General features: G+C 30.3%; 12 protein-coding genes. 7 read left to right on the forward strand and 5 right to left on the reverse strand.

All coding sequences use genetic code 11. From position 1 onward, the window contains the following. Window positions 1-3 precede the first annotated feature (3 nt). The 4 genes from WG945_RS08975 to rnpA are packed head-to-tail and all read right to left on the reverse strand — an operon-like array spanning window position 4 to window position 4,791. Window positions 4-1,041, reverse strand: a complete 1,038-nt coding sequence (locus WG945_RS08975; RefSeq protein ID WP_068447163.1) for a hypothetical protein — start codon at window positions 1,039-1,041, stop codon at window positions 4-6. A 32-nt stretch (window positions 1,042-1,073) separates the two neighbouring features. Further along, window positions 1,074-2,753, reverse strand: a complete 1,680-nt coding sequence (locus WG945_RS08980; RefSeq protein ID WP_068447164.1) for a DUF6909 family protein — start codon at window positions 2,751-2,753, stop codon at window positions 1,074-1,076. A gap of 27 nt (window positions 2,754-2,780) precedes the next feature. Beyond that, window positions 2,781-4,412: a S41 family peptidase gene (locus WG945_RS08985; RefSeq protein WP_068447165.1), complete on the reverse strand. Its 1,632-nt coding sequence runs from the start codon at window positions 4,410-4,412 to the stop codon at window positions 2,781-2,783. Further along, on the reverse strand, window positions 4,399-4,791 hold the full coding sequence (rnpA, locus tag WG945_RS08990; RefSeq protein ID WP_068447167.1) for a ribonuclease P protein component: 393 nt from the start codon (window positions 4,789-4,791) through the stop codon (window positions 4,399-4,401). The genes WG945_RS08985 and rnpA overlap by 14 nt, the downstream gene beginning before the upstream one ends. 196 nt (window positions 4,792-4,987) lie before the next feature. On the opposite strand from rnpA, the gene WG945_RS08995 reads away from it, so the two are divergent. From WG945_RS08995 to WG945_RS09025, 7 genes are all read left to right on the forward strand, one after another. Then, window positions 4,988-6,166, forward strand: a complete 1,179-nt coding sequence (locus tag WG945_RS08995; RefSeq protein ID WP_068447169.1) for an acyl-CoA dehydrogenase family protein — start codon at window positions 4,988-4,990, stop codon at window positions 6,164-6,166. A gap of 155 nt (window positions 6,167-6,321) precedes the next feature. Beyond that, window positions 6,322-6,849 carry a hypothetical protein gene (locus tag WG945_RS09000; RefSeq protein WP_197482021.1) on the forward strand — a complete coding sequence of 176 codons (528 nt, stop codon included), beginning with the start codon at window positions 6,322-6,324 and terminating at the stop codon, window positions 6,847-6,849. A 44-nt stretch (window positions 6,850-6,893) separates the two neighbouring features. Beyond that, window positions 6,894-7,289, forward strand: coding sequence for a hypothetical protein (locus tag WG945_RS09005; protein ID WP_197482022.1), 396 nt, complete (start codon window positions 6,894-6,896; stop codon window positions 7,287-7,289). Then, window positions 7,199-9,448, forward strand: coding sequence for a hypothetical protein (locus WG945_RS09010; protein WP_197482023.1), 2,250 nt, complete (start codon window positions 7,199-7,201; stop codon window positions 9,446-9,448). The genes WG945_RS09005 and WG945_RS09010 overlap by 91 nt, the downstream gene beginning before the upstream one ends. Then, window positions 9,429-9,584 carry a hypothetical protein gene (locus WG945_RS09015; protein WP_197482024.1) on the forward strand — a complete coding sequence of 52 codons (156 nt, stop codon included), beginning with the start codon at window positions 9,429-9,431 and terminating at the stop codon, window positions 9,582-9,584. The genes WG945_RS09010 and WG945_RS09015 overlap by 20 nt, the downstream gene beginning before the upstream one ends. A gap of 615 nt (window positions 9,585-10,199) precedes the next feature. Further along, a complete protein-coding gene (locus WG945_RS09020; RefSeq protein ID WP_068447171.1) occupies window positions 10,200-12,941 on the forward strand; it encodes an outer membrane beta-barrel protein in 2,742 nt (913 codons plus the stop codon). Between the two features lie 106 nt (window positions 12,942-13,047). Continuing rightward, entirely contained in the window at window positions 13,048-13,941 is an 894-nt protein-coding gene (locus WG945_RS09025) for a YihY/virulence factor BrkB family protein (protein WP_068447173.1), read from the forward strand. 81 nt (window positions 13,942-14,022) lie between these two features. Here the strand turns inward: WG945_RS09025 and WG945_RS09030 are convergent, their stop codons facing one another. Further along, window positions 14,023-14,424 (reverse strand): VOC family protein, encoded by a 402-nt coding sequence (locus WG945_RS09030; protein ID WP_068447175.1) that lies wholly within the window; start codon window positions 14,422-14,424, stop codon window positions 14,023-14,025. Window position 14,425 lies beyond the last annotated feature (1 nt).

Here is a 14,425-nt window from a genome sequence, read left to right on the forward strand (position 1 = left end):
TTTCTATTTTTTATAGTTATTTAAAAACGTATTTAACTGTTTTATCAATAAAAACAAAACCATAAGACATGCACCTAAAACACACAATAAAAAGGCATAATTTTGGGTAACTCCACTTATTTTATAACCTACCGCCTGAAAATTAGAAATCACATTTATAACCTCGTATTTTTCAGATTTGTCATCAACAACTCTCTTTAACTCTGCATTAATTTTTCTATTCGTTTCAAAAAGTTCTAATTCTTTAGTTCTACTCTTAACACCTCCTAGATCTATATTTGTTCCGTTACTTTGTTTTTTTGCCTCTTCAACCATAACCTGCATGTACACTCTTCTTAAAGAATCTACCTGACCTAAATTTTGGCGTAATAAAGAATCTGTTCTATTTAAGTTCTCATTACTTAACTCTTTTAAGCGATTAAAGTATTTGTTCTTAACAACAGAAGAAATAATAACCTCATCTAAATTATTAAAAACATCATTTCTTGCTGAAACTACATGTATTTTATGAGTTTTATAATCATAGTTTGAGAATGCCGTTTTAAACTGTTCATATTTATAACTCTTTACAGTAGTGGTATCTACATCTAAAATAAATTGATTATAAGAATCAATAATATCATTTTCAGTTTCAATAGAAGTGATGGTGAATTTCTTAAAACTTGCAGCTGCCTCTTCATCTAAATTAAATATTTTAGCTAAATCGGCAGCCTTTTTTTGTTTTACAAGATCATTGTAATAATTAATATTATTATATAGTTGTCTTGTACTTTCAAAATTTGGTTTTACGATTAAATCAGAAGCATAAAGGTTTTCCTTTTTCACCTCCAAAAAGACACCTGTAACAGCTCCTATTACTGCTGCAATTGCAATCTTAATAAAATGTTGTTTAAAGAAGATTAAAATTGTGATTAAAAAATTAAAAATACTTTTAAAAATACTTCCAATAAAATTAAAAAACTTAGAAAAACCTTTACCTAAAAGTACAAATAAAGAACCTAAATCTATTTCTTCTTCGTTATTTTTTTGATTTGTTGACATTCTTTTTGTAATAAAATTTTAGCCTTAGGCTATTAAAAAATTTGTTCTAATATTTTTTGTGTAATCGCATATGTTGGTGTAACCCCAGTCATTCCTAAACCTCCAGAAGCTAGTGTTGCTCCTGTTTCTAACGGATTATCCGATGCATAATAGGCATATCTTACTTTAACGTTTTTAGATATATTCCCTCTAATTTTAGAGGCAGATTGTATTGCTTTCTGATAATGAGCACCTTCCATCTCTAAACCAATAACATTCCAAGTAGAGTCATGGAAAAACTGTAACAAGTCTTTGTTTTGTAATGAAGTTCCTAAAACAGAAATCATAGAACCATCAAAAACTTCTACGCCAAAACCTTCTAAATCTTCTTTAGACAACTCATTTTTAAACGGATAATTATCTGCAGTACCTTCAAAAATATGTGCAGTAGGAATCATTATATCTCCTTTACCACCTTCTAAAATACCTGCTTTCCCCATTATAGAAACAGATTTTACATCTAAATGATTCTTTTTCTTACTATTCTTATATGGTTTTAATAGCTCATCCATCGTTTCGTAAGCTTGTTCACCAAAAGCATAATCCATTACAATTATAACGGGCTTTTTATTCACAGAATTTACTTTATCATACGGAGAATCTTCAAAATTAATTTTTTCTGTATCTATTACTTGAACGTTAATATTTGTACCAGAAGTATCTTTAATATAGATCAATCCATTTTCTGATGCATATTCTTTAACCGCTTTTTGCAAAGGCTTACTATCAGAATTACTTAATAGCTGATACAGCCCAAAACCTTCATATTCTTCGGCTTCTTTTGGTAGCGCACCTTTGGCATAAATAGAATTTAATACACTGTGCATGTTGGCACTAATAATATGAATTGGTCTTTTTAGCAGACTATTTTCTTTTAGTACTTTTTTAATATTATTTGCCCAAATATCACCATAAATGTGATGTCCAATTTCTTCAATTAAAACAGAGCTAAAAGTAACTTTTCTCTTCTTATTATCTAAAACTTCGTTAATAGCTAATTTACCTAACCAATAAATTAAATGAAAAAAACGATCTTTTTTCTCTGATGTTTCAAATGCTTTATGAATACTTACAACTTCTTCAAAAGTTCTTCCTAAAATATTACTTAAATGAGCAGTAGCAACCTCTCTTTCTTGGTCTGTAATTTTTTTATTATAGATAACAATATCTTCTAAATATTTCCATTCTCTAATAAAATCGGTCCCTTCGTTTATAGTTACTCTTTTTTGAATTTTATGAGATTCTATAAATAAAAAAGTCAAATGGGTAAGAATATCATAAATTTCAGAACGACCACGTGTAATTTCTATATTCATTTGGTCTTTATCTATCCTATAACAATTCCTTCTTCTTTTAGGCGGAATTATGCTTTCGAAATGAGAACTACTATAGCCTTCATCTGCAGTTAAATTTATAAACTGGCATTCTTCAATTCCTCTCGGAAGCCTTTCTATTACATATATTAACCCATTTAACTCAATTCTTTCTTCTGCAATTGATCCATAAATTTCTGGTCTCAATAAAAGCAAAGATTTACGTAAAGTCTCTCCAGAAATACCCATTGGTTTGTAAAAACCTCTACTAAATAAATGGCGCATAGAAATATATAATTTCTCTATAGCATTTGTAGATTCATGAGCCCTTGTTCTATCTGTTTTATTTATTTTTGTCATTTTCAATTTTAATTTTCAAAGATAAAATTATTTAGTGGATAAAATTTGCTTATATTTTTGTTCGTCATTCAGCAAATTAACGGCTTCCTTTATCACCAAATCATTCTTTATTTTATGGTTATAAACTCCTTCATCAAAATAATATCTATTTAGTATTTCTTCTTGAAGCACTATTTTTAGGATATCTTTATTCTTGGTTATTTTATCAATCTTATCCTGGAATAACTTTTCTTCAATTCTCTCATATTCATTAGAAATATTATTGACGGTTATTGATTTATAAGCTTCTTTAAACAAAGCTTCTTGCCTAGTAACAAAAGTGGTATCTGACTTTAAATAATTGGTGAATTTATTAAAATCTGCATCTTTAAACTCAAAATTAATAGCACTTTCTATGGATGGATGCTGATAATAATAATTTACAGAAAAATTAAAAATAGCTTTAGAGTTTAATACCATCTCCGTTGCTTCCGTTTTTTCTGATGTTTTAATCACTACATCTGGCAAAACGCCACCACCATCATAGACTTTTCTTCCGTTTGCTGTTTTAAACTCATTGATACCCGCATCAGAAAACTTAGGAACTTTTCCATTCTCATCTCTATTCGCGTAATCTAATTCTTGAATACATCGACCACTTGGCGTATAATATTTAGAGATTGTTAGTTTTAACTGCGTACCGTAGGTCAATTTTCTATAACGCTGCACCAAACCTTTACCAAAAGAACGTTGCCCCATAATTACCGCTCTATCATAATCTTGCAAAGAACCACTTACAATTTCTGATGCCGAAGCAGAGCGCCCGTTTACTAAAACAACAAGAGGTATTTCTAAATCTAAAGGATTGTTTGTGCTTTTATAAATATTACTCCATTTTTTAATTTTTGCTTTAGTAGAAACAATTACCTTACCCTTTGGCAAGAAGAAATTAGAGATATTTATAGATTCTAATAATGAGCCTCCAGGATTATCTCTTAAATCGAAAACTAGTTTTTTCATTCCTACTTTCTGCAACTTTCTATAAGCTTTCTTTACTTCGGATGAAGCTTTTTCATTAAATCGTGTTAATACAATATAACCCGTTTCTTCATCTATCATTTCAGAAAAAGGCACCGGATTTACAACTACTTTATCTCTCGTTATTTCTTTCTGAAGACTTTCTCCTTGTCTTTCTATTACTGCAGAAAAAGTACTATTTGGCGTTCCTTTTATCAACATAGAAAGTTGTTCACTTTCCATATCTTTTACAGATTGACCATCAATAGCAACAATAATATCTCCAGATTTCAAACCTGCTTTATCCGCAGAATATCCCTTAAAAATTTCTTTAATCTGAATTCCTTGTTTTAAATAATAAACAGAAACTCCAATACCTCCATATTCCCCTTCTCTTACTATTTTTGCATTTTCTACATCTTGTTCGTTGTAAAAATTGGTGTATGGATCTAAATCTTTAAGCGTGTTTTTAATAGCCTTATCCGTTAATTCTGCAGGATTAATTTCATCTACATAATACATATTTAGCTCTTTAAATAACGTATTGTAAATTTCTATTTGTTTTGCAACCTCAAAAAATTTCGATTTAAATGCAAACGATAAAAAAATTGTTCCTACTAAAAGAACAAGAATTGTATTTTTCGAAAACTTAAACCTCATCATTTTTCTTATTATTTACTTCACTAACAAACCGAGTTAGTAATTTTTCCATTTTTAAGAACATCTCCTCATAAGTACATTCTTCTTTCCCAAGATACGAAATCATAAAAACATAAGGTTGCTCTATATTATTGTAAACAATTTCTTTTTGCAAACGATAAGATTCTCGCATTAATCTCTTAATTCTATTTCTATCTACAGCTAGTTTAAAATTACGTTTCGGAACAGAAACTCCTACTTGTGCAGGGTATTTTGAAGTATGATCTGTTTGTAAAAAGATCATTCTAAGAGGATACGCTTTCACAGAGTTTCTCTCTACATAAAGTTTTTCTATGAGCTTTTTACTCTTTAAACGCTCTTCTTTTCCTAAGGTATGCTTCATGCATACAAACTTAATCGAAATCATCTACTTTTTATAGATTTTGTATCTTTAACTTTCATATTTGTTGCTTTTTTTAAGTTTCATTTTCATTGAATACAAATATCAATATTAAACAATAATCAATATATTTGTTTAAAAACACACATATTGTTCAAAAAATAAGATTAAATTCGAATCCACTTTTAGATATAAACTTATGAAACAAGATCTTTATCAAGCGCCAGATTATTATAATCTAGATGATTTATTAACGGAAGAACATAAATTAATAAGAGATGCAGCTCGAAAATGGGTAAAACGAGATGTTTCGCCTATTATAGAAGAATATGCTCAAAAAGCAAAATTTCCTACTCAAATTATTAGTGGTTTGGCAGAAATTGGTGCTTTTGGTCCTTATATTCCAGAGGAATATGGTGGAGCAGGTTTAGATCAAATTTCTTACGGATTGATTATGCAAGAAATAGAACGTGGAGATTCTGGCGTTCGCTCCACTGCTTCTGTACAATCTTCATTAGTCATGTATCCTATTTTTAAATATGGAAATGAAGCACAACGTAAAAAATACCTACCAAAATTAGCTTCTGGTGAATGGATGGGATGTTTTGGATTAACAGAACCCAATCACGGCTCTAATCCTTCAGGGATGGAAACGAAATTTAAAGACATGGGAGATCATTATCTTTTAAATGGGGCAAAAATGTGGATTTCTAATGCGCCTTTTGCACAGATAGCTGTTGTTTGGGCAAAAAATGAAGAAGGTAGAATTCATGGTTTAATTGTAGAACGCGGAATGGAAGGCTTTACAACACCTACAACGCATAACAAATGGTCTTTACGTGCTTCTGCAACCGGAGAACTTATTTTTGACAATGTAAAAGTGCCTAAAGAAAACTTATTACCAAATAAATCTGGATTAGGAGCACCTTTAGGTTGCTTAGATTCTGCAAGATTCGGAATTGCTTGGGGCGCAATTGGCGCTGCAATGGATTGTTATGACACCGCTTTACGTTACTGTAAAGAGCGTGAACAATTTGGCAAGCCTATTGGTCAGTTTCAGTTACAACAAAAAAAATTGGCTGAAATGATTACAGAAATCACCAAAGCACAATTATTAGCTTGGAGACTCGGTACTTTAAAAAATGAAGGCAAAGCAACTTCTGCTCAGATTTCTATGGCAAAACGAAATAATGTAGATATGGCAATTACAATTGCTAGAGAAGCAAGACAAATGTTAGGCGGAATGGGAATTACTGGTGAGTATTCTATTATGCGCCACATGATGAACTTAGAAAGTGTAATTACCTATGAAGGGACGCATGACATTCACCTATTAATTACAGGTTTAGACGTAACCGGTTTAAGTGCTTTTAAATAGTGTTTTTCCGCATTTAGTTAAACGTTTAACAAATGTTGAAATTCACACAAAAAATGATAAAACGATTTATTTTCAACAAGCGTTAAAAGCTAAGTATTTAACAACTTAGCTATGAAATTTTTATGGTATTTTTATAGGAGTCTAAAAATACCATCATGCAAGAAACAAGAAACGATATTATTCAGTTTATCAACTTACAATTAGCTTCATTAGGGCAACCTACTTTTAAAGACAAACCAGAAAATTCTATTCAATTTTTAGACCCTAAATTTGAAGAATTAACCTGCAGTCTTATTAAAAGTATTCAGCAGAGATCAAGATTATTATCTAATCATCTTTCTCCCGTAGATACAAGAATACAAGATTTTATTTATGATTATTTAAAAGATGTATCTATTAATAAATCTATTGTAATACCAAACAATACCCTAGTTTTATCAAAAAAAGGACAAGCAAGAGAAATTAGTTTGCCTCCGGATGGCGATTCATTTAAAAGCGATTTAGTTACTACAAGTAGAATAAAACAAGGTATCTTAAACAACCCTTTAAACGATAAAAGAACCACAAAAGGTACTTTTCATATTGTTGAAGGCAGCTTGCCTGTAACTTTAGATAAAAAAGAAGTACCCAAAGAAACTTTTGCACATTTATTACATTCCGCTTTAATCCTTCGGGTGATTTAAAAACACTTCCGTTTACTTCTAGTCAAGAAAACCAAGCCAAAGTAATGGTTTCATCTCTTTTAAGACCTGTAGTTTGTCCAGAAGTTAAAGGAGTAATTTCAGAAAAATCATTAGAAGTTCGCTTTTTTGTTCCAGGAAACTTAGTCAGTAATTTAGATTTTGTAGAGTCTATTTTCGGCAATGCCGGAGACCACAACTTAGCACAAAATGATGCTGCTTTAGATACAGAACATTGGACTGGGCACACCGGTTGTATTGTTTTAGCTCCTCAATTAAAAGAGTTAAAAAAGAAAGATGTTGGTTTACCTCATTTTGATGATGCTACAGAACGTCAAAGAAGAGAAGGAATGTGCTGGAAAGAGAGGATAATGAACTTTATAATGAAGGTGGCGCATTTAAAGTTACGTGTAGAGATGATAGAGGTGTTGTTGTTACTTTAATTGCGGACAACTACTACGGATACTCTAAAAAAGAAATTAGTTATTCTGCCAACCTTTTTGGTTTGGTAGAAGAAGAGCATGCTGGTGGTGCAATTGCATTTGCTAGAAGAGTTATGGGCGACACTGTAGATGGCAAAGTTCAGTCAGAATTTTATAACTCTAAACATACTTTTGAAGGCGTAAAACAACTTTTAGGAGACACTATAGACGTAAAGCCAGAAAACTATGCTGTTGATAAAAAGTATCCTAACATTGTTTACATTCCAGAGTTTGCATACATAAACACCAATAGTATTACTTGGATGCATAATAGTAAAGAGCAAAAATTAACCTTGTCTCCTTACAAAACATACATTCATCCTACTGGAAGTAAATTAAAATTAGAAAAACATAAGTCAATCGATTTATGGAGAATTATAGAAACATTTGCAGAAGGTGTTTTTTGCCATAAACCATGTACCGTTTCTGGCGGAGGTAAGTCTGAGATTTCTAAACCTATGCAAAATGCCATTACGTACAGTACTTTTAACATCCATAATATAGAAGAAGACTTTAAAAAAGCAGATGAAATTATAGAGTATGTATATTCTAATCGTTGGAAAATTAAAGATCCTAACAGACCAATATCTAGATCTTTTTTAAGTGAAAAAAGAACCTTAAGTTCTGCTGTTAAATTATTAATTCCTTCCAAGCATAATTCTGATGAATTTAACCAGTTTTTAGAAGAAATCCCAGTACATATTCGTTCTTTGGTACTGTTTGTAAAAAGGTTATACAGACAAGCACATGGAACTTTAAATTGGAAAGACTATATGTCTGTTGAAATTATCAACGGAAAAAAAGGAACCAGCTTATTATACAACAACACACCCGTTGTAGGTAGTTATGTTCGTATTGGTTTTAATGAACAAGGAAACTGGATGTTAAACAAACTACGTTCAGATTTTTCTCCTTCAGAAAAAGTACAAACAGAAGATGACATTACAGCTTCTATTACCATACCCAGAAATCAATTAAAAAACTTAAACCCAGAGTTTAAAAATAAGAGTTTAAAATTATTAACCAATTGTGAGGCCCATCTTTTTCAAAGACCAGATGAAGCAGTAGTGAGAGGTTATGATAAAGCTGCTGAATTAGATTTGGTAACAAACGGACGCTTTTTAACCAACTACGAATTACTAAAAAAAGAAGATGCCATTGCTTTATATGAAGACACCATCAACTTTGATAAATACACGCAACCTGTTAAAGATTTTATTGAAAGTATTGTAAAAAGTGATAAAAAAGAAGCCTTTTTTGCAGTGCCTTCGCATACCAGAATTGTAAACGGAGAACCTACCAAAAATCCTCGTTATTTAGAGCCTTGTAAAAATGTTGTAGAAACAGAAGCTACTTATTTGGCAGATCTTGGTGTTCGTTTGGTAAGAAAAATTAATTTAGAAGAACCGGTACATCATGTTGTAAATACCATTTTAACTGGTAGAAGAAATAATCCTGTAGATAAAGCTGCAGGAATAAGACCTTTGGCTGTTTACAACCCAATTCATTACCAAGAAGCACCAGAATTATTTATGGACTTTATCTGTAGTTTAACAGGTAAATCTCCATCCACCACAGGTGCTGGTACTGAAGGCGCTTTAACAAAAGCACCTTTTAACATGCTTACTCCAACTACCGATTTAAACAATGCGTTGTTATCTCATATTTTAACAGAATCTAACGGGTTTAGCACAGCGGCAGGTTACGTAGGTGCAGAGAACAAAATAGATCATGACGTAAGTTTACTAATCCCTGAAATTTGGGCTAGATTAGAACCAAAAGATAGAGATCCTAAAGAATTGATAGAAAATGGTTCATTAGAAAAAATTAATGATTTTGAATACGAAGGAGAAACTATTCTTGCTAGTAGATTAGGCTATAGAATTACAAAAACGTTCTCTTATAGATGTTTAAATAGAATTTTTGATGAACCTACAGCTGTTTTTAGCGAAAGAATGTTAAAACCAGAATTACAAGGTTTAGAAGATTATGTAGACGGAATTAAAAATATTGTAGAAACACAACAAAAAGTTGCTTTAAACTATTTTGAAGATGGTAGTATTGCTGCTGCAATTCCGCCTTTAAAAGTGCTATTACATTATGGCGTATGGAAGTTATAAAGGAAAAGACATTAGTGATCCTGCATTACGTGAGTTATTTAGTAGAGATTATGCTGTTAATAGCGATTGGTACAAAGAAAGATTAGCACTAAAACAGCAGAAAGATATTACATTCTACAAAAATAAAATATTCTGAAGACTTTATTGCAAATCCGTATAATACTTCTATCGCTTCTGAAATGGATATTAATAACCGTTTAGAAAACTTAAGAGTACAATATAAACATGTTAATTCTAACGAATACCTAGAAAGTTTGATAGGTACAATTGGTACTGACCCTTTATATAGAAAAGGGTAATAAATGGTTTAAGCTAAGAAGCTTTTAGCAAAATATTAGGGCATCGCTTACAGTTGATGCCCTTTTTTTTATACTTATTGCAACAGCTACTTTTTGGTTTTATGCAATTAGAAGAACAAACACTATCACAAACGGATGTATTTAACATAGAAACTACAGGCTTACTTTCAGTATAAAAAACAATCATAATTAAATAATTATTCGGCAAATATAACCTTTATTTAGAATAAATAAGAATAACAAAATAAAAAATTATCATAATAACCTGCATACCTCAGTATAATATAGGTATTTATGATGTTTACCAGTAGATTTGATCAAAAAAGTAAAAATTTACCTCTTCACAAATCCTAAAGTTATGTTAAAAGCAACTAATTATTAATTCTTTAATTAAACCTTTGCTTAGAAATTTAGTTTCACTAATTAACAACTCATTTAATCAACCAACAATAATGAAGAAAGTTCTTTTACTAACTTGCCTAATTTTTACCTGTATTACGTATTCACAAACTAAAAAATTTACAATTACCGGAACCATTAAATCCTTAGATGACAATGAATTATTAGAATCTGCAACAGTACATGCAGAACGATTAAAAGACAGTAGTATAATTGCTTATACAATTTCAAACTCTAAAGGATTCTTTAATGTTGAAGGAAATACAGCAGATACCAAAATAAAATTAGTAGTGTCATATATTGGTTATAAACCTTACACTAAAATAATAAGTGCAAAAAATCAAAACGTTGGTCAATTAATTTTAGAGCCTGCTAACGTATTAGATGCAGTTGTTATTAGATCTACTGCTCCCATCACTATTAAAAAAGATACGGTAGAGTTTAATGTAAAGTCTTTTAAAACTAAAAAGGACGCAAATGTAGAAGATTTACTAAAAAAACTACCGGGTGTAGAAGTAGATGATGAAGGAGGAATTACTGTAAACGGAAAATCAGTAAATAAAATACTTGTAAATGGTAAACCATTCTTCGGGAATGACCCAACAATTACAACCAGAAATCTTACCAAAGATATTATAGAAAAAATACAAATTTCAGATACAAAAACAAATGCACAGGCATTTGCTGGTGAAGATTCTGATGGAGAAAATAAAACAATAAATCTTACTATTAAAAAAGAAAATAATAAAGGATATTTTGGTAAAACTGCTGCAGGAATTGGTACAGACGGAAGATATGAATATGCAGGTATGGCAACTCGTTTTAAAGGAAGTGAACGAATTGGTCTTTTAGCAGGTGGGAACAATGTAAATTCTCCTGGTTTTAGCTTTGGAAACCAACGTTTACAATTTGGAGGAAATAACAGAAGTTTTGGAGGTGGACAAGGTATTGTTACTTCTAACAATTATGGACTAAATTACATAAATGCTTTTGGAAAAATGTTTGAGATTTCTAGTGATTACTTCTATAAAACAAGTGATTCTGACAATAAAAGTACCCTAAACAGAGAAACATTTTTAGCAGATGGTACAAGCTTTTCTACCAACTCTTACAACACTTCTTTTAACGAAAGTGATAGCCATGAGGCAAGTATAGATTTTGAAATTGAAATTGACAGTACTTTTAGAATTGATATTGAATCTGATTTTAATGCAGATCTAAATAAAAACACTTATACAAGTATTTCAGAGAGCTTTAATAATAGTAATACACTTACCAATGATTCTAACTCAACTTCTATAGCAGATTCAAATATTAAAAAGTTTGATAATGAGATAAACTTAACCAAAATGTTTGGTAGTAGAGGTGCCTTTTTAAGAGTAGAGTTGACAGCAAATATAGATAAATCTGAAACAGAAGACTTGGTACAGTCTCAAACTAAAATTTATGGAGACAATCCTAATGAAATAGTTAGAGATCAATATTCTGATGGAAATACAGATAAAACAGAAATTGGTAGTGAGATTACGTATCGTTTTCCAATACTATCAAAACTTTTATATTTTGATGTTAGCTATCAATACGCTAACACCAATACGGTAAAAAAGAGAAGTACGTTTAATTTTGATGATAATACAAACGATTACACAGATTTCAGTAATTTATTAAGTACAGATTTCGAGTATCAAGATAACGTTAAAAAACCTCGTGCAAAGCTATCTTTCAGAAACGAGAAATGGTCTACTTCTGCAGACATAGCTTACTTAAATAGAACTTTAAAAAATACCGATTTTCTAAGACCAGAAACCAATTTAGAAAGAGAATTTAACAATCTAGAATATGGTTTAAATTTAAGGTATAGAAAAGATAGAACAACTAGTTATAGACTTAGGTATAATTTTAGAAACGGTACACCATCATTATCTCAATTACAACCATTTAGAGACGAGTCTAACCCTTTAAATATTATAACGGGTAACCCAGAATTAGACCCAACTAAAACACATAGTATTCGTTTTGGTGTTTCTAATTTTAATTGGCAAGATAGAACTGGTTTTTGGGCTTTTGGTAATGCTACTATAACAAATGATAGAGTGGTTGCAAATACAATAATAGAACCAAATACACTTATTAGAGAAACTTCTTACGCAAACGTAGATGGCTTTTATAGCATACAAGGAGGTGGTAGTTATAGTATCACAAAAAAATGGGAAGATTTTGGTAGTTTAAAATCAGAATTAACAGTTTTTGGAAATCATAATAAAAATATTAACTTTAATAATGGAGTACAGTATTCTAGTAAAGCAACCTCAATTTCACCAAGAATTGGTTTTGATTTTATGTGGGATGATGTGTTTGAGATTAGACCTTCTTACTCAGTTTCTTTTAATAAAAACACCTATGATATAGACAGTTTTAGTGACAAAAATTTTACAAGTCATGATGTTTTAATAAGCACCTCTACCTTTCTACCTAAAAAATTAGAATGGAGAAATGATGCTAAGTTTAATTACAACCCAAATATTGCAGATGGATTTCAAAAAAGTGCTTGGTTCTGGAATACCACTTTACGTTATTCAATTTTAAAAGACCAAGGAGCAGTTGGAATAAAGATATATGATATTTTAAATCAAAATAGCAATGCAAGAAGGGTTGCTACAGAAGATTACATTCAAGATTCTTCTAGTACCGTACTAAAACAATATGCCATGTTAACTTTTACTTGGAAATTTAATAGTTTAGGTGGAGAAGGCAAAAAATTTGAACCTAGAAATAGACCAAGATATAGAGGATAGATTCTAATTTTTATCAACCAAAAAGGTTCGCAATAACTATGACACTAAAAATACACATTGAAAAATAAATATGTAAGTTCTTTTTCAATGTGTATTTTTGCTTTGTATGACAAATAAAAAAGATAAAATTAAATTCAGACTAACACATTTACCCGAATTATTAATAACAAGTGCAAAATCTTGGTTTAATGATGATCCTTTTAATAAAGCTGCAATTATTGCTTATTATGCAATACTATCTTTACCTGCGCTTATCATAATTATTTTTAACCTAGTTGGCTCTATTTGGGGGAAAGAAATTGTAGAAGGACAAATTTTAAATGAAATATCTAACGCAATTGGTGCCGAAACAGCAAACACCATAAAACAAATGATGGTGAATGATGGTGGTGAAAAAACATCTTTTTTTACAACAATCATTGGTATTGCAACCTTAATATATGGTTCTACTGGAGTCTTTTTTCAAATACAAAATATTCTAGATAGCATTTGGAATGCAAAACCTAGATTTAAAAATGGTGTTTTAGAAACTGTATTTGTAAGATTAAAAAGTTTTGGCTTTATCTTAATTATTGTTTTCTTACTACTAATTAGTCTCGTCTTAACTTCTCTTTTAAGCACTTTTGGCGAAAATTTAAAAAATATTTTTTCTAATGATTTAGTGAATTCTATTTTTACTTTGGATGTTTTTATTTCCTTAGCTTCTATTTATTTTGTTTTTGCAGCAATGTTTAAGATTTTACCAAATGCAAATGTACCATGGAGAGCTGTTAGAATTGGTGCTTTGTTAACCTCTATTCTATTTGTTGTTGGTAAATATTTACTTGCAATTTACTTTAGCGAACTAGAACCAGGTTCTACTTATGGTGCCGCTGGTTCTATAATTTTAATAATGCTATGGGTTTCTTACACCAGTTTAATTTTATTTTACGGAGCACATTTTACAAGAGCGTATTCAAAAAAATATCTTCTAGAACAACCTAAAAAGATTGTAGAATAATAATCTACAATCTTTAATTTCAAATAATTTAGTCTACAAAAAAAAGCTATCTAAAATAATTTCTAGATAGCTTTCTGTTTTTTAAGCTTTATAATTTAACATCCAATCGATGTTGTATTTATCAGTACATCTACCATAAATAGCGTTCCAAGAGGTTTCTTGTAATGGTGTGTGTACAATACCAGAGCTACTTAATTGATCAAAAACTTCTTTTAGCTCTTTTTCTGAATCAAAATCAACTGCTAAATGAATATTGCTTCCACTTGTTAGAGGTGTATCTGGAGAAGCATCATACATCATGATATGAAAGTTTTTAGATTTTATCTCTAAATGTTGAATTTTTTCTAAATAATGATCCGGAATATCAATTTTTGATTCTTTGTAAGTTGTTTTTTCTATAATTTTTCCTCCAAAAATTGAAGTATAAAAGTTTGCTGCTTGTTGACAATTTCCGTCAAATGATAAATATGGTCTAATTCTCATA

The sequence above is a fragment of the Polaribacter atrinae genome, from assembly GCF_038023995.1.
GTDB classification, from domain to species: Bacteria; Bacteroidota; Bacteroidia; order Flavobacteriales; family Flavobacteriaceae; genus Polaribacter; species Polaribacter atrinae.

Bases quoted from the DNA above. Each gene is read 5' to 3' on its own strand.
- rnpA (WP_068447167.1), bottom strand. From the start codon at position 4,791: ATGAAGCATACCTTAGGAAAAGAAGAGCGTTTAAAGAGTAAAAAGCTC.
- WG945_RS08995 (WP_068447169.1), top strand. From the start codon at position 4,988: ATGAAACAAGATCTTTATCAAGCGCCAGATTATTATAATCTAGATGAT.
- WG945_RS09005 (WP_197482022.1), top strand. From the start codon at position 6,894: ATGGTTTCATCTCTTTTAAGACCTGTAGTTTGTCCAGAAGTTAAAGGA.
- WG945_RS09000 (WP_197482021.1), top strand. From the start codon at position 6,322: ATGCAAGAAACAAGAAACGATATTATTCAGTTTATCAACTTACAATTA.
- WG945_RS09030 (WP_068447175.1), bottom strand. From the start codon at position 14,424: ATGAGAATTAGACCATATTTATCATTTGACGGAAATTGTCAACAAGCA.
- WG945_RS08985 (WP_068447165.1), bottom strand. From the start codon at position 4,412: ATGATGAGGTTTAAGTTTTCGAAAAATACAATTCTTGTTCTTTTAGTA.
- WG945_RS09015 (WP_197482024.1), top strand. From the start codon at position 9,429: ATGGCGTATGGAAGTTATAAAGGAAAAGACATTAGTGATCCTGCATTA.
- WG945_RS08980 (WP_068447164.1), bottom strand. From the start codon at position 2,753: ATGACAAAAATAAATAAAACAGATAGAACAAGGGCTCATGAATCTACA.
- WG945_RS09020 (WP_068447171.1), top strand. From the start codon at position 10,200: ATGAAGAAAGTTCTTTTACTAACTTGCCTAATTTTTACCTGTATTACG.
- WG945_RS09025 (WP_068447173.1), top strand. From the start codon at position 13,048: ATGACAAATAAAAAAGATAAAATTAAATTCAGACTAACACATTTACCC.
- WG945_RS08975 (WP_068447163.1), bottom strand. From the start codon at position 1,041: ATGTCAACAAATCAAAAAAATAACGAAGAAGAAATAGATTTAGGTTCT.